This window comes from Endozoicomonas sp. OPT23 (assembly GCF_009653635.1).
In the GTDB taxonomy this organism is placed as follows: Bacteria; Pseudomonadota; Gammaproteobacteria; order Pseudomonadales; family Endozoicomonadaceae; genus Endozoicomonas_A.
The window spans coordinates 96,925-119,665 of record NZ_PPFD01000004.1 but is presented as its reverse complement, the minus strand read 5'-3'; the positions used below and the strand labels follow the sequence as shown (position 1 = coordinate 119,665).

22 protein-coding genes and 1 pseudogene are annotated in these 22,741 nt (G+C 44.4%); 14 read left to right on the top strand and 9 right to left on the bottom strand.

All coding sequences use genetic code 11. The features are described from left to right. Positions 1-91: 91 nt before the first annotated feature. Positions 92-3,325 (bottom strand): hypothetical protein, encoded by a 3,234-nt coding sequence (locus EOPP23_RS11015; RefSeq protein ID WP_153766045.1) that lies wholly within the window; start codon positions 3,323-3,325, stop codon positions 92-94. A 264-nt stretch (positions 3,326-3,589) separates the two neighbouring features. Here EOPP23_RS11015 and EOPP23_RS11010 point away from each other — a divergent pair, with 264 nt between their 5' ends. The 8 genes from EOPP23_RS11010 to modC are packed head-to-tail and all read left to right on the top strand — an operon-like array spanning position 3,590 to position 8,635. Further along, a complete protein-coding gene (locus tag EOPP23_RS11010; RefSeq protein ID WP_153766044.1) occupies positions 3,590-4,273 on the top strand; it encodes a molybdenum cofactor guanylyltransferase in 684 nt (227 codons plus the stop codon). Positions 4,274-4,314: 41 nt separating this feature from the next. Then, the gene (moaB, locus tag EOPP23_RS11005) at positions 4,315-4,839 is read left to right on the top strand and encodes a molybdenum cofactor biosynthesis protein B (RefSeq protein ID WP_153766043.1); all 525 of its coding nucleotides are present in this window, start codon (positions 4,315-4,317) and stop codon (positions 4,837-4,839) included. Then, a complete protein-coding gene (gene moaC / locus EOPP23_RS11000; protein ID WP_370514754.1) occupies positions 4,836-5,351 on the top strand; it encodes a cyclic pyranopterin monophosphate synthase MoaC in 516 nt (171 codons plus the stop codon). The genes moaB and moaC overlap by 4 nt, the downstream gene beginning before the upstream one ends. Then, complete coding sequence (locus EOPP23_RS10995) at positions 5,348-5,599, top strand: MoaD/ThiS family protein (RefSeq protein ID WP_153766042.1); 252 nt, start codon at positions 5,348-5,350, stop codon at positions 5,597-5,599. Before moaC ends, EOPP23_RS10995 begins: the two co-directional genes overlap by 4 nt. A 19-nt stretch (positions 5,600-5,618) precedes the next feature. Further along, positions 5,619-6,068: a molybdopterin synthase catalytic subunit MoaE gene (gene moaE, locus EOPP23_RS10990; RefSeq protein WP_153766041.1), complete on the top strand. Its 450-nt coding sequence runs from the start codon at positions 5,619-5,621 to the stop codon at positions 6,066-6,068. Then, positions 6,058-6,909, top strand: coding sequence for a molybdate ABC transporter substrate-binding protein (gene modA / locus EOPP23_RS10985; protein WP_194842581.1), 852 nt, complete (start codon positions 6,058-6,060; stop codon positions 6,907-6,909). The genes moaE and modA overlap by 11 nt, the downstream gene beginning before the upstream one ends. Then, positions 6,909-7,562, top strand: coding sequence for a molybdate ABC transporter permease subunit (gene modB / locus EOPP23_RS10980; protein WP_153766039.1), 654 nt, complete (start codon positions 6,909-6,911; stop codon positions 7,560-7,562). Before modA ends, modB begins: the two co-directional genes overlap by 1 nt. Continuing rightward, positions 7,559-8,635, top strand: coding sequence for a molybdenum ABC transporter ATP-binding protein (modC, locus tag EOPP23_RS10975; protein WP_153766038.1), 1,077 nt, complete (start codon positions 7,559-7,561; stop codon positions 8,633-8,635). The genes modB and modC overlap by 4 nt, the downstream gene beginning before the upstream one ends. Here modC and EOPP23_RS10970 read toward each other — a convergent pair. After that, positions 8,628-9,314, bottom strand: a complete 687-nt coding sequence (locus EOPP23_RS10970; RefSeq protein ID WP_153766037.1) for a class I SAM-dependent methyltransferase — start codon at positions 9,312-9,314, stop codon at positions 8,628-8,630. The two genes, modC and EOPP23_RS10970, sit on opposite strands and share 8 nt — an antisense overlap. Before the next feature lie 535 nt (positions 9,315-9,849). Here EOPP23_RS10970 and EOPP23_RS10965 point away from each other — a divergent pair. Together EOPP23_RS10965 and EOPP23_RS10960 are read left to right on the top strand one after the other, a co-directional pair. Next, positions 9,850-10,260, top strand: coding sequence for a prepilin-type N-terminal cleavage/methylation domain-containing protein (locus EOPP23_RS10965; protein ID WP_153766036.1), 411 nt, complete (start codon positions 9,850-9,852; stop codon positions 10,258-10,260). A 15-nt stretch (positions 10,261-10,275) separates the two neighbouring features. After that, positions 10,276-12,153, top strand: coding sequence for an O-antigen ligase (locus EOPP23_RS10960; RefSeq protein WP_153766035.1), 1,878 nt, complete (start codon positions 10,276-10,278; stop codon positions 12,151-12,153). Between the two features lie 70 nt (positions 12,154-12,223). Here EOPP23_RS10960 and EOPP23_RS10955 read toward each other — a convergent pair. After that, positions 12,224-12,373 (bottom strand): annotated as a pseudogene (locus tag EOPP23_RS10955) (transposase); the annotation flags it as partial. 202 nt (positions 12,374-12,575) lie between these two features. Between EOPP23_RS10955 and EOPP23_RS10950 the strand changes: the two are divergent. The 3 genes from EOPP23_RS10950 (at position 12,576) to EOPP23_RS10940 (ending at position 14,408) form a co-directional block, all read left to right on the top strand. Further along, a complete protein-coding gene (locus EOPP23_RS10950; protein WP_153766034.1) occupies positions 12,576-13,556 on the top strand; it encodes a transposase in 981 nt (326 codons plus the stop codon). 89 nt (positions 13,557-13,645) lie between these two features. After that, positions 13,646-14,011 carry a nucleotidyltransferase domain-containing protein gene (locus tag EOPP23_RS10945; RefSeq protein WP_153766033.1) on the top strand — a complete coding sequence of 122 codons (366 nt, stop codon included), beginning with the start codon at positions 13,646-13,648 and terminating at the stop codon, positions 14,009-14,011. Beyond that, positions 14,001-14,408 carry a DUF86 domain-containing protein gene (locus tag EOPP23_RS10940; protein WP_153766032.1) on the top strand — a complete coding sequence of 136 codons (408 nt, stop codon included), beginning with the start codon at positions 14,001-14,003 and terminating at the stop codon, positions 14,406-14,408. The genes EOPP23_RS10945 and EOPP23_RS10940 overlap by 11 nt, the downstream gene beginning before the upstream one ends. Before the next feature lie 87 nt (positions 14,409-14,495). On the opposite strand, the gene EOPP23_RS10935 is transcribed toward EOPP23_RS10940, so the two are convergent. Next, entirely contained in the window at positions 14,496-14,948 is a 453-nt protein-coding gene (locus EOPP23_RS10935; RefSeq protein ID WP_153766031.1) for a hypothetical protein, read from the bottom strand. Between the two features lie 152 nt (positions 14,949-15,100). Between EOPP23_RS10935 and EOPP23_RS10930 the strand changes: the two genes are divergently transcribed. Next, positions 15,101-15,580 (top strand): prepilin-type N-terminal cleavage/methylation domain-containing protein, encoded by a 480-nt coding sequence (locus EOPP23_RS10930; protein WP_304598728.1) that lies wholly within the window; start codon positions 15,101-15,103, stop codon positions 15,578-15,580. 69 nt (positions 15,581-15,649) lie between these two features. Here the strand turns inward: EOPP23_RS10930 and EOPP23_RS10925 are convergent, their stop codons facing one another. From EOPP23_RS10925 to EOPP23_RS10905, 5 genes are all read right to left on the bottom strand, one after another. Continuing rightward, entirely contained in the window at positions 15,650-17,350 is a 1,701-nt protein-coding gene (locus EOPP23_RS10925) for a hypothetical protein (protein WP_153766030.1), read from the bottom strand. Positions 17,351-17,414: 64 nt separating this feature from the next. After that, positions 17,415-18,431: a UDP-glucose 4-epimerase GalE gene (gene galE / locus EOPP23_RS10920; RefSeq protein WP_153766029.1), complete on the bottom strand. Its 1,017-nt coding sequence runs from the start codon at positions 18,429-18,431 to the stop codon at positions 17,415-17,417. A 147-nt stretch (positions 18,432-18,578) separates the two neighbouring features. Continuing rightward, positions 18,579-19,463: a carboxylating nicotinate-nucleotide diphosphorylase gene (gene nadC / locus EOPP23_RS10915; protein WP_153766028.1), complete on the bottom strand. Its 885-nt coding sequence runs from the start codon at positions 19,461-19,463 to the stop codon at positions 18,579-18,581. A gap of 78 nt (positions 19,464-19,541) precedes the next feature. Then, positions 19,542-21,566 (bottom strand): HAMP domain-containing sensor histidine kinase, encoded by a 2,025-nt coding sequence (locus tag EOPP23_RS10910; protein WP_153766027.1) that lies wholly within the window; start codon positions 21,564-21,566, stop codon positions 19,542-19,544. Positions 21,567-21,708: 142 nt separating this feature from the next. Then, positions 21,709-22,614 carry a ketopantoate reductase family protein gene (locus EOPP23_RS10905; RefSeq protein ID WP_153766026.1) on the bottom strand — a complete coding sequence of 302 codons (906 nt, stop codon included), beginning with the start codon at positions 22,612-22,614 and terminating at the stop codon, positions 21,709-21,711. Between the last annotated feature and the right edge of the window lie 127 nt (positions 22,615-22,741).

The following is a 22,741-nucleotide window of genomic DNA, read 5'->3' as shown; positions in this document are numbered from 1 at the left end:
GATCGAATTGTTTACAGGAGGGCGCCTAAGCTACCTGATCCTGATCATAGGTGAAATAGGGGGATTTGTCCTGCAGATAGATGAATTTCACCTAAGAACCCTGAGGCAAAGGTTCCTGCAGAACATAGTCGATAGACCTCTCGTGACTGTATTCATAGTCATCAAAAGCCACGTGATCCCGCTGTTCCTCAAGCTCCTCCAGCTTCATACCGGCAACAGGCGTCGTTATGGGGCTGGCCATTTCTTCAGTGAGTTGTTGTTGTGCGAAAATCTGTTCTCTGACGGCAGTAAGTTGTTCGCCATCCGGCCTGCAGGTTTGTGCGGTTGTATTGCCTACGGCTGAGACAATCAGTTTGTCTTCTCTGTCTTCCAGCCGTTTGGCCGGTGTTTCGAGCGAATTACTTATACCTGAGCGAACAACGATTGAATCTGTTTGAATGCTCTCACGTTCAACATCTAATTGTGCAGCGACAGTAGAGAACCAGGCCTGCATGATTCTTGATCCAATCAGGTCATGATCATTTTGGCTTTTCAGTGCCGAAGGAACGTCAAGATATTCACTGGTTTTGCTTGCCCAGGCGGGGCCAAGGTATTGGGTGATTTCCTTTTGAACTTCTCGCAAATAGTTCTCGAAAGCTGGAGGCATTTCCATGCTAAGAGTCAGTTGCCCCGATGTTTCAGCACAATGGGTATCGAGCCTTTTACCGTTAAGTTCATCTCTAAGTTGAGATAGTTGTGGAGAACCTGGCTTAGCTACCGAAAGGCCGCTATTTAGCAGTTGGGGCGATTTGGTTCCGCTATCCTTTAGGGCTGCAGGGCTGGTGAGTGATGTCAGGCGAGAGATAAACCCAGTGAAAAAACTTCCGTCAATAACAGTGGTTCTTTCAGAATCGCTCTCTTTGGACTGTAGGCCTTCGCCGTTCATACGGCCACCAGACCATGAGCATTTTCCATAAAAGATTGGCGGACCAGCTGGTTGTTCAGAAGTGGTATCGAATTCGTGCTCAGAGCCGGTTTCTGTTGGGGTGTTATCCTTCGTTATCACCGGCTTTTCACGCTCAAATGTTATTGGTCTTCTAACGGTTTTACTGACAGGTTTCAGCAGTGTTTTACAGGCTGCGCTGACCTGGTTCTGGCTGAAGATGAGTTGTTCAGCTTTAATATCCTCTCTAATATTAACTAACGGCTTTGTATGAAACGCTATAGCTGGAGCATCGGGCTGCTCTTTGATTGCTGTTGCTTCAATCGTTTCAGTACGTCTAGTGAGTGGTAAGTGATGTGATTCAGTAAGGGCTGAAAGCTCCGTTTCCAGAGCCGCTTTCAGTGCTGCTGCCGGAATGTCTGCGCTGCCATCTTGTCGAAGAATACCTGCAGCCGTGTGTGAATGCCCTGAGCTGTCTTCAGGGCTGTCTTCAGGACTGAACAGCTCCTGGAACTGGTCACCGAGATAGTACTGAGCGGTATGAACCCAAAGGGGGTCGAGTTTCAGAACCTGATGATCCGGCTTTTCGTCTGTTTCTACCAGAGTGACAGTAGCTCCTGCTTCAAGCTGTGTAATAGCAAGTAGAAGTCCATTGATACCACTGCCTTCAATAACAACCCGTGAATGTTTCTTGGCTTGTTGGTGAGTGTCGTTCAGCTGTTGTCTCTGAAAGGCCATAATCTGAGGATTGCACAGTTTTGACAATTCCAGCATCGCCATATAAGAGCTGTAACCGTTTTCATCATCCTGACCCCAGGAATCCTCCCGAGTAAGTACGGACTGATCCCAGGTACGACCAATGCCTTTCTCTACATCAAATCGCAGCTTTCTGGCCTCTGTCACTGCTTTCAGTTCTGCAGGTGAAAGGTCCTTTTTTTCAGCAACTTTGGTTTGAATTCCTTGGATATCAAGGTTTGTGGAAGATTGCATAAACTGCCTGAATGCTCTGTTCTCTATGCTGAATCTATCTATGTCTTCACGGAACTTGTGGAAAAAAGCATTTGCATCAGCAGCTGTTGGTGTTGTCTCACCATCTTTGATCAGGTCGTATTGACAGTCACTCATTACCAGAGAGTTATCCCTGAGTTCTCTCATAAGTTGAAGCTGTTCGCCTGTTACTTTCTCAGTCCGGTGACCCCGAAGGTGAGGTTGTTTGCTGAATACGGTAGACATAGTGCTGCTGACAAATTGTTGCAGAGTTTTTTTGCACAAACCCTGACCCGGTTCAGCTAGCAGGTCTTGAAATTCCTGATCAGAAAGGTGTGAGCGAACATTGGTAATGGCCTGCCAGAGCAGCTCTTTATCCAGCTGTTTAAAATTTTCTGCCTGATGTCTTTCGGTATAAAACGCCTGAAGCTGTGTTACCAGCTCAGTATATTCTTCCGGAACCGGGGTAACATCCGAGTCCAGCAGACACAGTTGGTAATAAGCATGCAGGAAGTCTTTACAGTCAGGCAGTGAAATATCCGGTATCTGTTCTGTTAAAAAGTTGAACTTGTCACGGGCTACTTCTGCAGCATCGAACTCGTCGGTATTCGGGAAATCAATCAGTCCGAGACTGTCTGTCTCGCTTACAGACGTTGATACGGAGGAGGAAGAAGTCTCCTCAATAGAGACCGGTTCATAGGGGATTGAGTTGCCGTCGCTATCTGTTGTGGTCGTACTGGTTTCGTGATCACTTTCCTCCGTTAGGGTGTCTGACGAGAAGGGAATAGATTCTCTTTCATAGCTCTCATCACAATAAGCAGAAGATGCTTCTTCAGGTGGCAGCAAAGGTTTTCTGTAGTCTATGGTTGGCTGAGCTAGGAAAGGCTGCTCGCTGGCTGTAGCCGGAGCTCGATAAGTGTCTGGCTCAAAATGTATCTCATTGGCATAACAGCCCGCCTCTGGAGTGGGTGTATACACGTCAGGTTCAAAATGAGAGTACTGGGTGTAAATAACTTCAGCAGCTCGCTTTTTAATGGGGGTTTCAGGTGTTGCAGGAGGCTCAAGGCTTAATAACTTCCTCTGCTTTGTGATTGCCCTGATCGTATTCTTGTTAAGCAGTCCTTCCAGTGAACCGTTCTCTGCGCACTGTACAATCTGTTCTTTCAAGGCGCTACTCACCGGAGTGGCTGACCTGTCTCCAAGTGCCTTAAATACCAGTGATGTGAAATCACTTGCTCCGGAGGTTCTACTCTTGTGGTGGTCACGTCTGATCCGGTTTTGCGGGTTCACGACATTAACAACAGGGGATCCCTTATAGGACGCTATAGTGGCGACCATTTGCTTCTGATTTGCCATTTCCAGCAGTTTCAGGTTTTGCCGGAGCTGAGTCTGCTGCTCTGTGGTCAAGTTTGGCATAAGAAAGTCCGGAAATTTGCGCTCTCGTGAGTAGCGCCTATCGGAAAAATATCTTTCTTGATATCGGCTTAAACAGTGAAGGAGTTGAGTCGGCAGGGAGAAAGGAAAGGGTAGGATTCGATAAAAGTGTACGAATAATGACAATTTTTGATCTGTGTTAATACTAAACAGTTGTCAGCATTGGTAAAATCCGCTTTTTCCGGCTGTAATCAGCTGGTTTTGAACAATAAGAGCAGATCACCGTAATCGTAACGGGCAGTCACCTTGATAAAAACATCTGATACAGTCGGGTTGGTTCTTGCCGGTGGCAAGTCGTCCCGAATGGGAAGAGATAAGGCTCTGTTGTCCTGGCAGGGCAAACCACTCTACCGACATATGGCTGATATTCTGACGAATTCAGGTGTTGATCATGTGCTGTACAGCAGTGGCGAAAGATCTAGTAGTGAAAGGTCTAGTAGTGAAAAGCCTGGTAGAGAGTGGGCTGATGAGCAGACCATAAGCGATATTATCTCTGATCGTGGCCCGCTGGGTGGTATTCATGCGGTTATTGCGGAGCTGCCAGATCAGGTCAACCTGGTTGTTGTCCCTGTGGATATGCCGCTGCTGCCTGAAGCCTGCTGCAGGCTATTAATGAACGATCAAAAGCTGGCAACTGAGCAGCCTGTTCCTGTCTGTTTTGAGAACTACACTTTACCGATGGTTTTTCCGGTAAATAAGGCACTGAGAGAGCAGGTTTCAAAGGCAATCAATAGCTCAAGCCATAGAGATTACTCGCTCAGAAACCTTCACAGAGCTCTGAATGGTGAATACCAGGCTCTGCCAGCTGATTACGAAGATTTTTTTCAGAACACTAATACTCCTGAAGACTGGCGCAGTGCATTGTCCAGAAAAGCACACTGTCCAGAAAGTGAACTATCCAGAAAAGTGCACTGCCCAGATTCTTTATAAAAAAACGCTCACCCATTTAAACTGCAGAGCAGGAGGCCTGAATGGCTCATAAACAAGTTACCGAATTCGTACCTTTGAATATTGCTGTTCTGACCGTATCTGACACCAGAACGGAAGAGAACGACACCTCCGGTCATCTGCTGGTCGACAGTGTCAAGACTGCAGGCCACAAACTGGCTGACAAGGCCATTGTAAAAGACGATATCTATAAGATTCGTGAAGTGATTTCCCGCTGGATTGCCTCTGAAACAGTGCAGGCTGTTGTCGTTACTGGCGGTACGGGTTTCTCCGGTCGTGACAGCACGCCTGAAGCACTGCTGCCCATTTTTGATAAAGAAGTAGACGGTTACGGAGAGCTTTTCCGTCAGATTTCCTATGAGCAGATTGGTACTTCAACCATTCAGTCCAGAACTGTGGCGGGTTTTGCTAACGGCACTGTCATCTTTGTTATGCCGGGCTCCAACAACGCCTGTCGTACAGCATGGGATGGTATTATCCGTGAACAACTGGATAGCCGTCAGCGCCCGTGTAACTTCGTAGAGCAGCTAAAGAAGGTGGAAGGGTGAGCAGTATCGACCAGTCAGCACTGACTCACACCAACGAAGATGGCAAAGCCAGCATGGTGGATGTGGGTGATAAAGATAGCACTCGACGTGAAGCCAGAGCAGAAGCTTTTATCACCATGAAGCCAGAGACTATGGCTCTGGTGGCAGAAAATGGTCTGAAAAAAGGTGATGTACTTGCAGTAGCTCGTATTGCTGGCATTCAGGCAGCCAAACAGTGCGGTAACCTGATTCCACTCTGCCATCCTTTGATGCTGAATTTTATTGGCGTTGAGTTTGAAATGCCGCTAGAGCAAAGTGATGGAAATAGCAGAATCCGTATTGAAAGCTGCTGTCGTTTAAGTGGCAAGACCGGCGTTGAAATGGAAGCACTGACAGCAGCCTCTGTTGCGGCCTTAACCATTTACGATATGTGCAAGGCTGTTGATAAAGATATGGTCATCAGCGGTGTCCGCGTGCTGGAAAAGAGCGGTGGTAAGAGTGGTCTCTACCTTGCCGAAGGAGTCGAGGCATGATTAAAATTCTGTTCTTTGCTGGTTATCGTGAAAAGCTTGGCTGCGACAGTCTGAAACTGAACTCTGGTGAATACCCTGAAACGCTTGAAGCACTGCGTGTGAAGCTTTCAGAGAAAGGTGCTGACTGGCAGGAAGTATTGGAAGATAAGCGCACATTAGTAGCCCATAATCAGGCCATGACCCGTAAGGATTTCACCATCAGTGAAGGTGATGAGATTGCCTTTTTCCCTCCGGTTACCGGCGGCTAATAAGGGTTAAGTTTTATATATGATTTCCATCCAGCAGGAAGATTTTAACCCCGGGCTTGAGCAGGATAACCTCAGCAAGCTGACAGGTACGGGAGCTGTTGTGACTTTTACTGGTCTGGTTCGGGATGAAAACCTGGGTGATGATGTTGGTGGCTTATACCTTGAACATTATCCGGGCATGACCGAGAAAGCATTGCAGGAAATTATTGATGAAGCAGCTGCTCGCTGGCCACTGCAGGCGATCAAGGTCATTCATCGAGTGGGCCAACTTCATCCGGGTGACCGTATTGTTTACGTGGGTGTTGCCAGTGCTCATCGTAGAGCAGCTTTTGAAATCTGTGAGTTTGTTATGGATTATCTGAAAACCCGGGCACCTTTCTGGAAACGGGAAACAACCGTTGATGGTGAGCGTTGGGTTGATGCCAGAGAGTCTGACAAACAATCAGCAGAGCGCTGGTATGAAGAGTGAGGTAAGAGTTGCGTTATCATTCACTGCTTTTCTAGCCAGCGTACTGTTGAGTTTCAGCTTGCAGGCACAGACACTGCGTGTAGCCGTGTCTGCAAATTTTAAACCTGTACTTGAGTCACTTGCTGAGCGATTTGAAAAACAACTTGAAGAACAACAGGAAAAGCAGCATCAAAAGAAAGCAGACAAGATTCTGCTTTCTACAGGTTCAACAGGCACCCTGTATAACCAGATTATTAATGGTGCCCCGTACGACCTGTTTTTGTCTGCAGACTCTGCAAGGCCGATGAAGCTTGAACAGAAAGACAGGATTGTTGCAGGCAGTCGTAAAACTTACGCTTATGGTCGTTTGGTTTTATGGGACAGGCGAGCATCTGATCAGAAAGCGCCAATAACTCTGGAACAGCTTTCCGGTTGGAAAGAGCGACTTGCTATCGCAAACCCCGGTACAGCGCCTTATGGTGTTGCTGCTCAACAGACTCTGGAACACCTGAATTTATGGAATAAATTGCAGGGTAAACTGGTTATGGGCAACAGTGTTCAGCAAACATGGCAGTTTGTTGCCAGTGGCAATGTCAGTATTGGTATGGTGGCACTGTCTCAATTAAAGCAATCTCAATTAAAAGATAGTCAATTAAAAGATAGCCAGCTAAAACAGGCGACACTGATCCCTGATAGTTTTTATCAACCCATCAAGCAAGAAATGGTTGTGTTGAAAGAGAGTCAGTTGGCCACACAGTTTGCGGACTTTATTCTTTCTGAATCCAGCCAACAGTTTATTACAGAGCATGGTTACTACTCCTTTTCAGGAAGGCATGCTATAGCTAGGGATGCTGCCCCTTAATGCTTCTGACTGCGATACTGCTAACAACAAAACTGGCTTTAATCACCACGCTGATACTGTTGATGATTGGTATTCCTCTAGCCTGGCGGCTTTCTGTGATGAAAAGCCGATTCAGACCCGTTATTGAAGCGGTTGTTGGTTTGCCACTGGTATTACCTCCAACAGTGTTGGGTTTCTATCTACTGGTCATGTTTTCACCCGATAATGCTTTAGGCAACTATTGGCAGGAAATGACAGGCAGCACGTTGGCATTCAGTTTTTCCGGTTTAGTATTGGCTTCGGTTATTTATTCCCTGCCTTTTGTCGTACAGCCGTTGCAGCGAGCATTTGAGCAAATGGACCACGGCTTGCTTGAGGCTGCGGCAATGCTGGGTGCGACGCCTTTCGATCGTTTTATGAATGTTGTTATACCCAACAGTCTCAGAGCTTTACTGTTAGCGGGTTGCATGGGTTTTGCTCATACTGTCGGTGAGTTTGGTGTTGTGCTGATGATTGGAGGCAATATCCCGGGTGAAACACAGGTGTTATCTATTGCCCTGTTTGATGCGGTAGAAACTCAGCAGTTCAATGAAGCGCATACCATTGCTGGTGGTTTGCTGTTGTTCTCTATGGTGTTGCTGGTTGCGCTCTACAGTATTGGTCAGCGCAAATGAAAATAAACATACAGCTTCCCAGAGACAGTTTTGACCTGACAGTGGATACCAGCCTGAGTCTCGATGGTATCTGGGCGATTATGGGACCATCCGGTTGCGGTAAAACGTCATTATTGCGATGCATTGCAGGCTTGGAAAAAAAAGCGAAAGGCAAGATCGTTTTTAATAGCCAAACATGGCTTGATACAGAGCTAAGAATATTTGTCGCACCAGAACATCGCCGAATAGGTTATATCTTTCAAGAAGCCCGTCTGTTTCCTCATTTAACCGTGTCAGGAAATTTACAATTTGCGGTGAAACGAGCAGGAAGAAATACACCGCAAGCAAGTAGTTATTCCTGGGATGATATTATTGACCAGTGTGGCATTGCTCATTTAATGGACCGTAATATCGATAAGCTGTCTGGTGGTGAGAAGCAGAGAGTCGCCATTGCCCGAGCCTTGTTAAGTTCACCAGAGCTTTTGTTGATGGATGAACCGCTGGCTTCACTTGACTGGCAATCTAAAGCAGAATTATTGCCCTGCCTGAAAAACATTCATCGTCATTTTAACATTCCTGTTGTTATGGTCAGCCATTCCCACGAAGAAATTGCCCGACTGGCTGACTTTGTCGCCGTGATGGAAAAAGGCGCAATTCTCAGAAAAGGTTCGGTGTCGTATATAGTCTCAGACTATTTCGATAGTCAGGCTGCACTGGCGCCGCTGAGCCCTTTGAATGCAACAGTTATGGGACACGACAGAGAGTATCTTCTGACTGAATTGGATATTGAAGGTATTAGATTTCTAGCGAACCAGTCTGAAAAGAACATAGGTGAAAAGGTCAGACTGGTTATTTCTGCACAGGAAATCAGTCTGGTGCTGGATGATGTTCAACAAACCAGTGTTCAAAATAAAATCGGGCTTTTCATCTCAGGTATTAAAGCGGCAGATGATTATCATCAGCTCATTGACCTTTCTCTTGGCCAGCAAAAACTGACCGCTCTTATTACCCGTAAATCTGCTGAAAGTCTAAACCTGAAAACAGGGCAGAAGGTGTTTGCTCATTTTAAGGCTTCGGGGCTGGAGGTTATTTAGGTGGGAGGGCAATAGGATTCCATGCCTTGAAGAGAACCCCGACACCGTAAACCTTTAATTCATATCGTTTGAAGCGTTTAGCCAGTGCCGCTTCAAGTTCTTCCAGGCTGTCCTCGGTGTTATGGAAAATGCCCTTGTCGTTATAGAAAGACATTAAACGACGAGAGAAAAAGTTATGCGCTCCTCCCTTATTTAATAAGGTGCTTCCAAAAATAACACCGTCTTTAGCAAGGTAGGGAAGCAGATGGTCGAACACAACTGACTTGGTTGCTATAGAGCCTGGTAAACAGTGCAGAAGGTAATTCACCGCTATGGATTGAAAGGGTTGTTCCTTAACATTCAGCGGCTCAAGGATATTGATCTGATGGCTGACTGGGTGGTAACGCATAACACGCTGAGATGTTTCCTCAAGGCAGTTCAGGTTCATGTCCAATAATACAAGCTCCGGGTAACTGACAGGAAAAGAACATTTATCGAGAAAATAGCCTGTGCCAACCCCTACATCGAGATGCCTGACAGAGAGGTTTTGCTCATAAAGTCTTTTTATATGAGCAGTGCGACATCGCCATATAAAAGGGTTTGAAATTCTGAGCACCAGCCAGTCATAGATGTTAAGTATCTTCTTTGAATACACTGCCTGACCTTGCTGAACGGCCTGTTGAGAGGGAGGCGCTGTCATTACTTTAACCACGATTATAAGAATCTTGCTTTGACCATTAAATCAGTCATTAGTTCATCTTTCTTACACCTTCAGCTATCCGGTAGTCAGGATCAGGAGATAGCTCTCTGAGGGTTAAACCCACATTACTCAGTATATATTAAGTGGTACGCCTTACATGTGTTAACTAAGTGCCAAAAAAGCCTTGTTTTCTAGGTTTAAATACATAATTTAACTTGCATTTTGTACTGTTGAAGATAAGGTATTGACCTCAGGAATAACCCTTATTTATTAGGGTGTGTATGAATTGGCTAATGATCGATCAATAGAGAGATTGTTGGAGCAACTGATCTCGTGCACAGGCTCCCAGCGAGCAGTCAGGATGACATATAAACGACCATAGATGACTGATGTGAACACTCCTTGAGTGATAACAATAAGACATCATGGATGAGGCTTCTGCCGGGTTCCGCGGGTAGCAACTGCTATGTATAAGGCAGACTACAACTCGGCAGGGCAGTTTGATCAAACTTTTTATGTCCTCAGGGGGCGAAAAATGAAAAAACAACAAGGCGGTTTTACGCTGATTGAATTGATGATCGTTGTTGCGATTATCGGTATTTTGGCGGCTGTGGCTTTGCCGGCTTACCAGAACTATACAAAGCGTGCAAAGTTCTCAGAAGTAGTTCTGGCTACAAGCCCGTATAAGACAGCAGTTGAGATTGCTTTTCAAGTAGATGGTAGATCTTCAGGGTTTGCTCAAGGAAAGTATGGTATTCCTGCTAATGCTTCTGCCGCAGGTTACTTGAAGTCATTATCTATTTCGGGTACTGGAGAAATTACAGCGACAGCGACAGATGACATTGGTGGTGAAGACTATATTCTGACTCCTACTTACGCTAATAACCGTGTTAGCTGGGGTCTTAAGTCATCATCTGGTTGTATTAACGCAGGTCTCTGTAACTAAATCAAGAAAATAGAAATGAGTCAGCAGTTTTTGCTGACTCATCAGGTTAATATGTCAAACTATCAGCGCTTATTTTTTTCATTAAATTTTTTTATTCTTTTTGTTTTTTCAGTTCTATACACAGGGGAGAATCTCCCTCAATTCTTTCTCATATTTGCTTCTTGCATGCTTTTTGTCTTGTTTTTTTTGGATAGACAGTTTGAAAAAAACATATCCATTAAAGTAATGTTGTTTTTTGTTTTATATGTTTTTTTAAATACTGTTTATAGTAAAACACCTGGCCCAAGTATTTATCAGGCATGGAATCTTGTAATAATTCCAATTGTGTTTCTTGCGTATAGAAATGCTGAGGAAAAAATATTTAATATTGCATTGATATTAGTTTTAATGGTTTCTTCTGTTGCTTCTATTAATGGATTGGTGGAATATTTTGAAACTTTTAAACGAGTTGATTCAGTATATTTGGATGCTAATATTTTTTCATCGTTGATGTATTTGTCATGTTTCATTACTTTGTTTGAGCTGTATAGGCAGCCTAAGTATTTAAGCTATAAAATTATATTATATATTTTTGTGTTTTTGTTTTTTTGCTCTTTTTGGGCGGCCTATTCACGTGGTGGAATTGCATCTTTTTTAGTTGGGTTTATCTTGGTAACTATTTTTAGTTATAGGTATAATGACTCTCTCTTAAAGAAAATAATATTTAATTTTATTTTTATATCACTATCTTCATTTTTTATAATAAAGTTTTCACCACTTATTTTTGGTGAGGATTTGTTATCTCGAAATTTTGGGATTTCCACAGAAAGCGCTAGATGGAAGTTGTTTTCATCAGCAATAGAAATGATAGAAATAAATCCGTTTTTTGGGAGTGGCCTTGGTAGTTTTTTTCTTATTTACCCCCAGTATCGTCAAGAAACTGGTTCATATGGAGCATATGTTCATAACGACTATTTACAGTTTTTAGTTGAGGGCGGTTTTTTTCTTTTTTTGTTTCTTGTTTTTATACTTTTATCTCATGTATGGCTAATAGGAAAACTATTTTTCAGGAAAATAGCTAATACAAAATTAGTGATACTTCTGGCGAGCAGTTTTTCACTGTTAGTACATGCTTCTGTAAATTATATTTTTTATATTCCTAGTCTTGCTGTAATTACAGGATTGATATTAGCTGGAGTATATAGAGAGATAGAATCCCTTGAGGTGCAAAATGGTAAAAAAGATACGCTACATTCTTTATATGTTTTTATATTTTATTTTCTAATTGTTGTGTTTGGCTTTAGATTCGTTGTGAGTGCAGGTCTGACATCAATATTTGATCATAAAACATCAAAAGAATACTATAGAAATTCACAGTTAATAGATATCTCTAGAATTGTTGATCCAAACAATTTAGCTGTAGGTCACACAATTATTTCTCATTCATCTTACGCTTTGATTAATGAGAATAAAAAAGAAAGGCGTCAATCAATACTTGACTACTCTTTTGATTTGTTTGATGAAATGATAGATGCAAACTCTTATGATCCATCACTATATTTTAGAAAAGGAAATTTCATATCACTGTGCAAAAAATATGAACTTTCTTGCGACCAAGTTGCATCTGAAGAAAAATTATGGCTCATGACACTAGAAATTGATCCTGGTTTTTTGCCAGCTTATGTAGCCTTATCAAAAATATCAAATAAGTATGGTTTGATATTCTTGAAAAAAGCACTTATTTGGGTACCTTCTAGAAGTAAGTCAGAAATAATTGCTTTCTTGAAAAGGCTGGTTATTTTATCTGAGGGAGAAAATGAGCATGACTTATATTTGAAATTATATGAGAATTATCAAGATAAAAAAGTTACTAAATTTCGAAAGGAATTAAAATTATTAATAGAGGAGATTTAAGGAATATAAGATGTTCATATATTCTTTGATGAAACGCTGGGCGTGATTGAACTCAGAGGCTGTTTTAAAACTACACAAGGCGCCTCACCATTATTCGGATCATACATATATAGATAAAGGACTCTGAACTCTCTGGCAGTTGCTCATAGTCCTTTGCTAGACGGCGAGAGCCTTCAAACCAGCCAAATGTTCGCTCGACGACCCAACGCTTTGCCTGAACAATAGTCAGAGGAAGAATATAGGACATCCATATATTCTTTGATCAAATAGAGAATATAGGACACCCATATATTCTTTGATCAAAAGCCGAACGTGATTGAACTCATGTTCGGCTTTTTGTTTTTTGGATGTCCTTTTTTTTTCTTCTTCTCTCCCTTCCCTCGTCTACTTTACTTCCGGTAAGTCTAAAAACCGGACACATCATGACAACCGCACGCAAGCACCAGATCGACCCAAAAAGTACTCCGTACTACCACTGCATCGCCCGCTGTGTTCGCCGTGCCTTCCTGTGTGGCAAAGATAAATACTCCGGCATAAATTATGAGCACCGTCGCCAGTGGGTGGTTGAGCGTATCAAGGAGCTGTCCGGAATATTTGCCATTGAAACCTGTGCCTATGCGGTGATGTCCAACCATTATCATGTAGTTTTGCATATTAACCTTGAACAATGTCGGTCATGGGATCGGAGGGAAGTGCTGTCACGCTGGTGTAAATTGTTTTCCGGACATCCACTGGTGCAACGTTTTTTGGCCAATGACAAAATGAGTAAGGCTGAGCTGGACAGGGTTGATGAATTTGCCGAAGAGTACCGTTGTCGCCTTATGGATATCAGTTGGTATATGCGTTGTCTCAATGAGTATCTGGCAAGAGAGGCTAACAGGGAAGATGGTTGCAAAGGTCGTTTCTGGGAAGGCCGTTATAAGTCTCAGGCGTTACTGGATGAAGCGGCTCTGTTGACCTGTATGGCGTATGTTGATTTGAATCCGATTCGTGCCAGGCTGGCAGAGACTCCGGAAACCTCTGAATACACATCAATAAAGGAGCGGATAGAGAAGAACGCCCAGCCAGCACTCGGTAAAGACAAGCTGACAGCTCTCAAAGCTTTTCAGGCTCAGGGGGGAAATCCCGACACAACTATTCCTTTTCAGCTGAATGATTATCTGGAATTGGTAGACTGGACTGGTCGTGCAGTTCGTCAGGATAAAAGAGGTTATATTCCCGAAGATGTACCTTCGGTTCTGCAGAGATTGAACATTGATTCAGAAGAGTGGCTGAAAACCATGCGCTGGAATAACCGTTTTCGCCAGGCTGTTGGCAAGTTGGCTGCCCTGAAAGCTTATGCAGAGCAGCAGGGTAAGCAATGGGTTCAGGGAGTGGGTTCTAGCCAGAGGCTCTATCAATAAGCTGCGGAATTCGAAGTACTCAGCATCAAGCAGTTAATGTAGACTCATACAAAAGGTAACTGACAAGTGCTTATACACAGGAAATCAGCTTGATTGAAACTCTCCAGCAGCTCACAGAGGCCATCTGCCATCAGACTGAAGTTGATGCAATCTATTTGTATGGTTCTCGTGCGAAAGGAACCCACAGAGAAGAGAGTGATTGGGATCTTGCTGTTCTGTACACATCTTTTGAACAAGATATATTTGAGAGAGCGGTTCGTCCTCAAATGCTGGAAGCAGAACTTGAGAAGCAGTTTCCTGATCTCGATCTCAGCATGGTTGACTTGCGGGAGGTGCCTGTGCCCTTGCAGTGGAATATTATTCAGGGCAACACCCTTTATGACCGTGGTGTTCCAGCGGTTCGACGTATGGAAAATGCGATAATTTCTGCCTGGGAAAAAGACTATGAGAGATAAGGCTTATGAGCAGGAAATCGAATTGACCCAGCAAGAGATGATACTGGTTCTTGATGAGCTTCATGATGATCTGGGTAGCTGGAAAGCGCGGGATATATTGGCTGCACAAAGGGCTCTTCAGGTTTTAATCGAATCTATGATCGGTCTTTCCAGATACGTTTACCTGATTAGTTTTGGTGTGAAAGTTGGGAGATCCAGAGAAGGCCTTGATGGCCTTGCAAAACGTGGAGCTCTTCCGAAAGCAGACTATGAGTTAGCAATGAAGATGGTCGGGTTCAGAAATGTATTGGTCCATGATTATCTTGACGTTAACCGTAAGGTGATTGAGTCCATTGTGTCTAAAAAAAGTTATTTGGATATCCAGAGAATGTCACAGGATTTATCATCACGGCTATGATTTTTTTATAGGATCAAAGATTTACTGATCCTATTTTGTCAGATCAGAAAATCTTTGTGTCCTTTTCATTTTTTCTCTTCAGACAACTCAAGGCAACAGCCTCACTTGCCTCCCAATCAACTTCCTCTCAAACAATCCAGCAAAAACAAACTCCTGTTCAGTAGCCCCTCGCTCATAATCCACCCGATAAATCATCACAAACGGAAAACTGTCAGGGTGGCTCAGTTCTGAAAAATCAGCATGCCAGCCGACAGGCTTATGACTTTTGTAGTCACCTAGCTCATTAGAAAGAACATCGGTAAAAGAAAGAAGGCTGTCCTTTTTAGTCGTAACACGATAATTGCCAGAGTGAATGCTGAGAATCTGCTCAGAACCAGATTCACCACTGGTGAAGTAACGATCAACTATCGGTTTATAGAAATAATTCAGGCTGACAGCCAGGGTAAATATGGATGTCCCCAAAATAGCTAGAAAGCTAATCGACCGAATTAAGCGTGAAGAGTTTACGTTTTTAATAATGACCGAATTTTTAATTACCATTTGATTTAACCCTATCTTGAAAAACAAGTGTTCGGGCAATAACCGGCATGGTTAAGCAGAAATCCTCTAACTACTCTTAATTCTAAAGCCGCTCTGGACAGCGCCAATTTATAGCTGCTCATTCAGAGTGTCATTTTGGGAAAGAGATTTCAATGACCGAGGATCGGACGATGGAAACAAGGAAGTTAAGGCAATCGGGCTTTACGCTTATCGAACTGATGATCGTTGTTGCGATTATCGGTATTTTGGCTGCTGTGGCCCTGCCTGCTTATCAGTCTTATACAGAGAGAGCTAAGTTCTCAGAAGTGATACTAGCGACTTCAACCGTTAAATCAGCTGTAGAATTGTGTGCTCAAACAACTGCTACTACTGCGAACTTCAGTACTACCTGTATTGCTACCTTGAATGGTGTTCCTGCGAATATCACAGCGGCAGACGGATATATTGGCAGTATTACCACAGCAGCAGGTACTACAACTGCAAAAGTTTCAATCACTGCTGCATCCGCTGGTCTTACAAATATAGGCTCAAACCAGCCTACCTATATTCTTATAGGCACACTTGCTGCCGGTAAAGTTTCTTGGTCGAAAACAGAAGTAGCTGGTACATGCATCGCTGCAGGGCTTTGCTAAATGGTTTTGTAGGCCAAGTTATAGTGTTTGTTCCCACGTTGCACGTGGGAACAAACACTATAACTATTTTCATTCAACCTTCTCCCTTCTAAGAACAGCAATAATCTGTCTGATTTCAGATAACTCTAAATACATCTCAAATTTCAGCACGTCTCTTTTATCTAATCTTTTAATATTTCCCCAATTTTTATATTTCAAAGAAATCTTCCCAGCCCTTTTCTTCCCAACCCCAGGAATACTCAAAGCCAACAGTTGCGCCTTAAAAGACTTCTTATGAATACTATACAAAGCATTAACAACTTGAATAGCCTGATCCTTACCCAACCCAGCCCGCACCAAAACGTCAGCTTTCAAAGCAACAATCTGATCAAAAGACCTAAGCGACCCATTAGCAATCAAGGTTCTTAACAAAGGCTCATCAATTATCGGAACAGCCAGCTGTTTAATAAACCATTTCAAGCGAGCCAGAAACTGTTCATCACAAGCTTCAGACCATTTCAAACAGGTGTAACCATCGTATTGAGATACATCAGGCAGGTCAGGGTGAATTCTGTGCTTTGGGCGGTTAATAACCTTACCAAATACAGGCGTAGCATCACCCTTCAAAATTACAGTGATGCGGTCTCCTACGGCAACATTCTTTTTCTTTAACTGCTTGATACTGCCCAGAGAGATCTGCTGAATAACCTCGCCACGGATTTTGGCGGGTGAAATGGTCAGTACAGGCGTAATTTGCCCCGTCCTGCCAATATTGAATCTTATTCCTGTAACCTGGCTGATCGTACTGCCTGCAACAAACTTCCAGGCAATGGCCCAGTTAGGGTGATTGCTGCTCCAGCCCATAGTGTTTCTGAGAGTCAGGTCATCCAGCTTGAGAACAATACCGTCCATCAGAAAAGGTTCGTTGCTGCGGTTACGGTAGAAATCATGACGAATTTTCTTAACGTCCTTAAGTGACTTTGCAGACATGGTGTAAATGGTGGGGAGATCAAAGCCAATACTGTAAAGAGCATTAAGAACAGCGTTATCGCTTTTGAAAGGGCTGTTTACCCATAACCATGGGAAGTAGTTGACATTAACCAGTGCCAGAACATCGGGTTCAGATTTAGCCAGTTGTCCAGCAACATAGTGCCTTGCTGAGGAATAACCGGAATAGTCGACACCAATATCCATGCGGGCAAACAGTTCGCCATGGAGAACCACTTCCGGATACTGGTCAGGAATGCTTTTGGGAATGGAAGGCATCAATTGAACAGCTCTCAAAATGTCCCTGCCTCTATCACCCGTACCACGGGTTGACGCTGAAACAAGCTTACCTTCCTGATAGACCAGCTCAGCTGCAACACCATCGATTTTGGGTTGAACCAGAATCGGGCTCTTACCTGCTTTTTTCAAAAATCTCTGGATGTCTTTTTCATCTTTTGCTTTATCAAGGCTGCCCATAAAAGCGCGGTGATTAATTTTACCTTCACTGTCTTCCACAGGTTTCAAGGGTTGCGCCAGATTTGGGTAGCAGTTTTCCATAAACTTCAGCTGGGATTTCAGATCATCGTATTCGCTGTCGGTAATCTCAGGAGCGTGTTTGTTGTAGTAAAGGTCATCGTGATGCTTTATTTCATGTCTTAATTCTTTGAGCTGTTTATTGACCTCTGAAGATGGCCAGTCGGGGCAGCCAGCATAGGTGATGACAGGAAAGAAAATCAGGAGAGAAAATAGTAGGAAAAATCGCTGAAAAGATAGCTGAGAAAATAGCGGAAAAGAAAGTTTCATAAGGCCGATGTCCAGATAGATATGAATCTACTTTTCATCGGCCGATGGTGGCTTCAATCAATAATCAGGAAGCATAACCGTTAGGGTTCTGTGACTGCCAACGCCAGGCGTCCGTCACCATCTCTTCCAGCTCGCGCTCTGCTTTCCAGTTCAGCTCTTTCAGGGCTTTTTCAGGGTTGGCGTAGCAGGCGGCAATGTCACCGGAGCGACGATCAACAATTTCATAGGGAACATCTTTACCGGAAGCTTTTTCAAAAGCAGCAACCATTTCAAGAACGCTGTAGCCTTTACCAACACCAAGGTTCCATATCTGAACACCTTTGTTGCTCTTCAGACGTTCTATAGCCCGAACATGACCAATAGCCAGGTCCACAACATGGATATAATCCCTGACACCGGTGCCATCAACAGTCGGGTAATCGTTACCAAACACCCGCAGCTTTTCCAGTTTGCCAATAGCCACCTGGCTGACAAAAGGCATCAGGTTATTGGGAATGTCGTTAGGGTCTTCACCAATCTGGCCTGAAGGGTGTGCGCCCACAGGATTGAAGTAACGAAGCAGGGCAATGCCCCAGTCGTTATCAGATTTGAAGAGGTCGCCCATCATCTCTTCTACCATCAGCTTGGAACGACCATAAGGGTTGGTTGCACTGAGTGGGAAGTCTTCCATAATCGGCAGACTGGCTGGGTCACCGTAAACCGTGGCGGAAGAGCTGAAGACAATGGATTTCACATTGGCTGCTTTCATGGCCTGACACAGAACGATAGTTCCGTAAACATTGTTGTCGTAGTAATCCAGCGGAATCTCGCAGGACTCACCAACAGCTTTAAAGCCAGCAAAGTGAATGACCGCTTCAAAAGTGTTTTCACTGAACAGCTTGTCCAGTAGCTCACGATCACGGATATCGCCGTTAACAAATTCCAGCTTTTTATGAGTAATGGTCTGAACCCGTTTCAGGGATTCATCACTGCTGTTGCTCAGGTTGTCCAGCACCAGTACTTCATAGCCGTTGTTCAGCAATTCAATGCAGGTGTGGCTGCCAATATAGCCAGCACCACCTGTTACTAATATTTTGCTCATACTCTCTCTCAAATTGTTCGGTGACAGGAACGTCAGTAAGTCAGGTTGTTCTTTCAAAGGCCGGGAAGGCCTGCTAGCGAATTCAGACCATGGATGGTCTGTTGAGCGGAAAGAACAGCCTGACTTACTGGCCACAAAGCCGGAAAATCAACCAATAACCCGCATGGAGAGATCAATAGACTGGCAATCCTTGGTCAGGGTTCCTATTGAGATAAAATCAACACCGGTCGCGGCAATGGAGGGCAGGCGTTCATTGGTAATACCACCGGATGCTTCCAGCTTTGGACGTTCAGTTTTGCCAGCAGCTGCATCCAGAGATTTATTAAGGTCTACAGTTTCGCGCAGCAGATCATTATTGAAGTTATCGAGCATGATGATGTCTGCACCGGCACTGCGGGCCAGTTTGAACTCTTCAATACTCTCCACTTCCACCTCTACAGGCTTGCCCGGAGCGATCTCTTTAGCCGTAGTCACTGCCTGATCAATACCACCACAGGCCGCGATATGGTTTTCCTTGATCAGGAAAGCATCATAAAGACCAATACGATGATTGTGGCAGCCACCTTGAGTTACTGCGTATTTCTGGGCCAGACGCAGCCCGGGAAGTGTTTTGCGGGTATCCAGAATCTTAACATCAGTATTCATAACCAGATCCGCATAGAAACGACAGCGGGTAGCGGTGCCAGACAGTGTCTGCAGAAAGTTCATGGCAGCACGCTCACCGGTCAATAGGCTGCGAGCAGAGCCTTCGAGGTAAACCAGTGTCTGGTCAGCTTCTACCTGCTCACCTTCTTTCACCTGCCAGTCCAGTTTTACTTCCGAATCAATCTGATGAAAGACTTCGTTGAACCAGGCTTGTCCGGCAATAACGGCCTGTTCACGACAGATGATGCGTGCTCTGGCCTGCTGGCTTTCCGGAATCAGGGACGCGGTAATGTCGCCTGAACCAATATCTTCCGTCAGCGCATGGCGAACATTGGTGGCAATCTCAATAATAAGCGCTTCTGGCAGTTGGGCTGGGGAATTCTGCATAGTGGTGATATCTGGCAAGGTCCAAGATCAATTTGGGCAGAGATTATAAACATTACATGTGTCATAAGCCCACGGATTTTACGCTGGACTGACCGCTTCCTCATGATATTCCAGCGGTAAACTGATACTGAACTCAGTGCCTTTGTCAGGAACGGAAAAGACACTCATAGTGCCTTTATGGTGCGCAGTGATAATAAAGTAGGAAACAGACAAGCCAAGCCCGGTGCCGTTACCCACTTCTTTGGTGGTAAAAAAAGGCTCGAAAATACGCTTGCGGGTTTCACCATCCATACCGCTGCCGTTGTCTGATACAGAGATAATGACTTTGTTTTTCTCTTGCTGTGTGCGGATGGTTATAAGACCAAGCTCTGTTTTATCCCTGCGGTTATGGATGGCAAAAGCAGCGTTCTTTAAAAGATTTAGCAGAACTTGCTGCAGTTCACTGGCAATACAGGGCACTTCAGTAATCATCGGGTCCAGTTCTTTGTGGACTCGAATATGCATGAAATCCAGACCTTTCTTGAGATTGAAATCATTAGACGCAATTTCAATGGTGCGCTCTATCAGGTCGGTCAGGTTTGCAGGGGTCAATACCGCTTCGCCGCCACGACTGAACAGCAGCATATTGGAAACAATTTTCGAAGCACGTACGCCAGCATCCTGAATATTATCAAGAAAACGGATAATTCCCCGCGTTTCCAGATATTGATTAACAGCACTTAGATCAATGTTCTGTTCTTCTGCAGCCTGAACATTAACGGGTAATTCTTTGGACACACGACGACGTATATTCTGGCTGCCCTGAATAATAGCGCCCAGCGGGTTGTTGATTTCATGGGCCATTCCTGCAGCCAGACCACCGACCGACATCATTTTTTCGGTCTGAATCATCATCTCTTCCAGCTTGTGACGGCGGGTAATGTTGTCGATCAGTATTACCGCGCCAGAGGTTTCATCACGGCTGAGAGGGTAAATGATCAGGTCAAGATAGTTCTTGGAGCATTCCAGCTCGATAGGTAGCTTTTCTATGCGTTGAAACTTCTGTTCCTGTAAAGCAGTTTGCAGCTGATCATGGCATTGATAAAGAAAGGGAAGAATATGTTCCAGAGGCTTGCCAATCATCTGATCGAAGGGCAGTGATGCCAGCTCGGTCGCTGCTTTATTGCACTGGTTTACGGTCATATTGTCATCAATGGCCAGCAGTGCTGAAGGCATGGAATCAATAATATCGTTCAGGTAATTCTGAAACTGGGTCAGCTTCCTCTCTACTCGACTTCTGACTTCTACTTCCCTCGCTAGTTTGCTGTTGCTTTGCTGCATCTCTGCGGCAAGCTCTTGAGCTTTAAGCCCTGCTTTTTCCGCTTTATCTCTCTCTTCAGTCAGTTGCTGGTCTCGTAGCTCGATACGGCTGAGCATAGCGTTGAATGTGTTGGTGAGTTTACCAATCTCATCGTTATGAAAACGTCTTGCCCGTATCGAATAGTTCTCCTGTTCGGATACACGGTTGGTGACTCGAATCAGATGCAACACCGGCAGGGTGACAAACCGTTTGATAAAACCTGTGGATAAGCTGGTCAGTAATACAAACGACACAAGGATGATAAAACTGGCCAATCCCATAAAGAAGAAAAAGAACATAGGAAGAGCTGGATCGGCCTGAATATAGAGGGTGTACTCTTCGCCGGGACTTTGTTCAATCTTGCTGAGGTATTGATAGTCTGCGTTTATGTTTTCTGGAACGACATAAGGAATAAAAAAGTGTTCAGGCTGATTGTTATAGGATGCATGAAGCTTGCCGTCAGGATTGTAGATAGCTAATGAGCGTATCTGGGAGTATTCACTGGCCGCAGCCAATGTCTGTTCAGCTCTGGTTACATTGCCTGTAAGAGTGGAAAGCACTGAATCTTCCGAAAGAATTTTCACCATGGCCTGAACATTGTCTGGCAGAAAGTAGTGCTTGGACATCAGATAGGCTGACAGCATCACTGCACTGGTAGCGATAAGGGCGATAGTGAGAACAACACTGACCAGTCCACCCAGCAACTTCTTGCTCAGCGACAGTCCGGAAAGGTAACGATAAAAGATCTGACCAGGTCGGCTCATACAGTTCGTTTTCCATGAACGTTTTTTCCATGAATATCGTGCACAGCTGGTTTTTTTTATAGAGTGCTATGCCTTTCTGCGAACCTACTGTATTTATGGTCTAAGCACAATCGTACTTATGAACAGCCATCTCAGAGTCTGCTTACCAGCGAATGCCTTTATTCTTGAGTTCTCTCATTAACATCAGGTTCTCTGTCAGTTTAATGTTCAGTTGTTTAGCGTGATTGATCAGATAACCATTGATAAACGCTAGCTCTGACTTACGGCCATGACGAGCATCCATACAGGTGGAAGAGTGGTTTGCTGCGGTGGCTATGCAGACTTTTTCAACAATATCCTGAAGGCTTTCTGGTGAAGAAACTGCGAGCGCCTGTCTGACTGTTACCACTTCTTCAATCAATAACAACATGCGTTTTCGATATTGACCGGTTTCAAGAAGCGCTCCGTTACGGCAATCGTACAGGGCTGTTAACCCATTGATTGCGCAGTTAATGGCCAGTTTATCCCAGAGTTTTTCTTCAATGTCTGATACAGGAATGATGCTTTCAGACAGGCTAGAAAAAGCAGGACAGGGCAACAGTTTTGCTTTCCTGTTCATTGGTCCAAACCATGTATTGCCATTACCCGCATGGCAAACATGAAGAGGTTCTTTTAGCCAGGCGCCTTCCGTTGTACTGGCGGCAAAAACAGCGTAATGCTCAAACGCTTCAGCAATCTGTTGCTGACTCCCCATACCATTTTGCATCAGTACAATCTGGCAGTTCTCAGTAAGATGATCTTCAACTGAGCTAATGGCTTCAAAGGCATCCTGCGCTTTGGTGCAAAGCAGTAGTCTTTCGATAGGCTGGTTGAGTGTGTGCGATGTTGCGGTTTTAACTGGCCAGCAATGAGTGCTTCCATCCAGCTCAACAAGCTTCAGTTCAGTATTCTGATATTTCTGCTGGCGAACAATGATGGTTGGCTGCTGTTGCTTCTGCAGTAGTTTGCTGGCCCAGAGACAACCAATACTGCCTGCTCCGAGAATGTGCCAGTCCGAGGTTGGCTTCATAGATCTGTCTGATGATTACAAAGCCTGCAGTGTAACCGCTTCAAAGACAGTTTGCTGGCTATACTGGATTGAAGGCTGCATTAGAAATCAAGCTTTTTGAAACTGACTATTCAGAACCGGAACAGGA

Bases quoted from the DNA above. Each gene is read 5' to 3' on its own strand.
- EOPP23_RS10970 (WP_153766037.1), bottom strand. From the start codon at position 9,314: ATGACAGCGCCTCCCTCTCAACAGGCCGTTCAGCAAGGTCAGGCAGTG.
- nadC (WP_153766028.1), bottom strand. From the start codon at position 19,463: ATGCAGAATTCCCCAGCCCAACTGCCAGAAGCGCTTATTATTGAGATT.
- moaE (WP_153766041.1), top strand. From the start codon at position 5,619: ATGATTTCCATCCAGCAGGAAGATTTTAACCCCGGGCTTGAGCAGGAT.
- modB (WP_153766039.1), top strand. From the start codon at position 6,909: ATGCTTCTGACTGCGATACTGCTAACAACAAAACTGGCTTTAATCACC.
- modA (WP_194842581.1), top strand. From the start codon at position 6,058: ATGAAGAGTGAGGTAAGAGTTGCGTTATCATTCACTGCTTTTCTAGCC.
- galE (WP_153766029.1), bottom strand. From the start codon at position 18,431: ATGAGCAAAATATTAGTAACAGGTGGTGCTGGCTATATTGGCAGCCAC.
- EOPP23_RS10930 (WP_304598728.1), top strand. From the start codon at position 15,101: ATGACCGAGGATCGGACGATGGAAACAAGGAAGTTAAGGCAATCGGGC.
- EOPP23_RS10995 (WP_153766042.1), top strand. From the start codon at position 5,348: ATGATTAAAATTCTGTTCTTTGCTGGTTATCGTGAAAAGCTTGGCTGC.
- EOPP23_RS10960 (WP_153766035.1), top strand. From the start codon at position 10,276: ATGAGTCAGCAGTTTTTGCTGACTCATCAGGTTAATATGTCAAACTAT.
- modC (WP_153766038.1), top strand. From the start codon at position 7,559: ATGAAAATAAACATACAGCTTCCCAGAGACAGTTTTGACCTGACAGTG.
- EOPP23_RS10905 (WP_153766026.1), bottom strand. From the start codon at position 22,614: ATGAAGCCAACCTCGGACTGGCACATTCTCGGAGCAGGCAGTATTGGT.
- EOPP23_RS10910 (WP_153766027.1), bottom strand. From the start codon at position 21,566: ATGAGCCGACCTGGTCAGATCTTTTATCGTTACCTTTCCGGACTGTCG.
- EOPP23_RS10935 (WP_153766031.1), bottom strand. From the start codon at position 14,948: ATGGTAATTAAAAATTCGGTCATTATTAAAAACGTAAACTCTTCACGC.
- EOPP23_RS10950 (WP_153766034.1), top strand. From the start codon at position 12,576: ATGACAACCGCACGCAAGCACCAGATCGACCCAAAAAGTACTCCGTAC.
- moaB (WP_153766043.1), top strand. From the start codon at position 4,315: ATGGCTCATAAACAAGTTACCGAATTCGTACCTTTGAATATTGCTGTT.
- EOPP23_RS10940 (WP_153766032.1), top strand. From the start codon at position 14,001: ATGAGAGATAAGGCTTATGAGCAGGAAATCGAATTGACCCAGCAAGAG.
- EOPP23_RS10925 (WP_153766030.1), bottom strand. From the start codon at position 17,350: ATGAAACTTTCTTTTCCGCTATTTTCTCAGCTATCTTTTCAGCGATTT.
- EOPP23_RS11015 (WP_153766045.1), bottom strand. From the start codon at position 3,325: ATGCCAAACTTGACCACAGAGCAGCAGACTCAGCTCCGGCAAAACCTG.
- EOPP23_RS10965 (WP_153766036.1), top strand. From the start codon at position 9,850: ATGAAAAAACAACAAGGCGGTTTTACGCTGATTGAATTGATGATCGTT.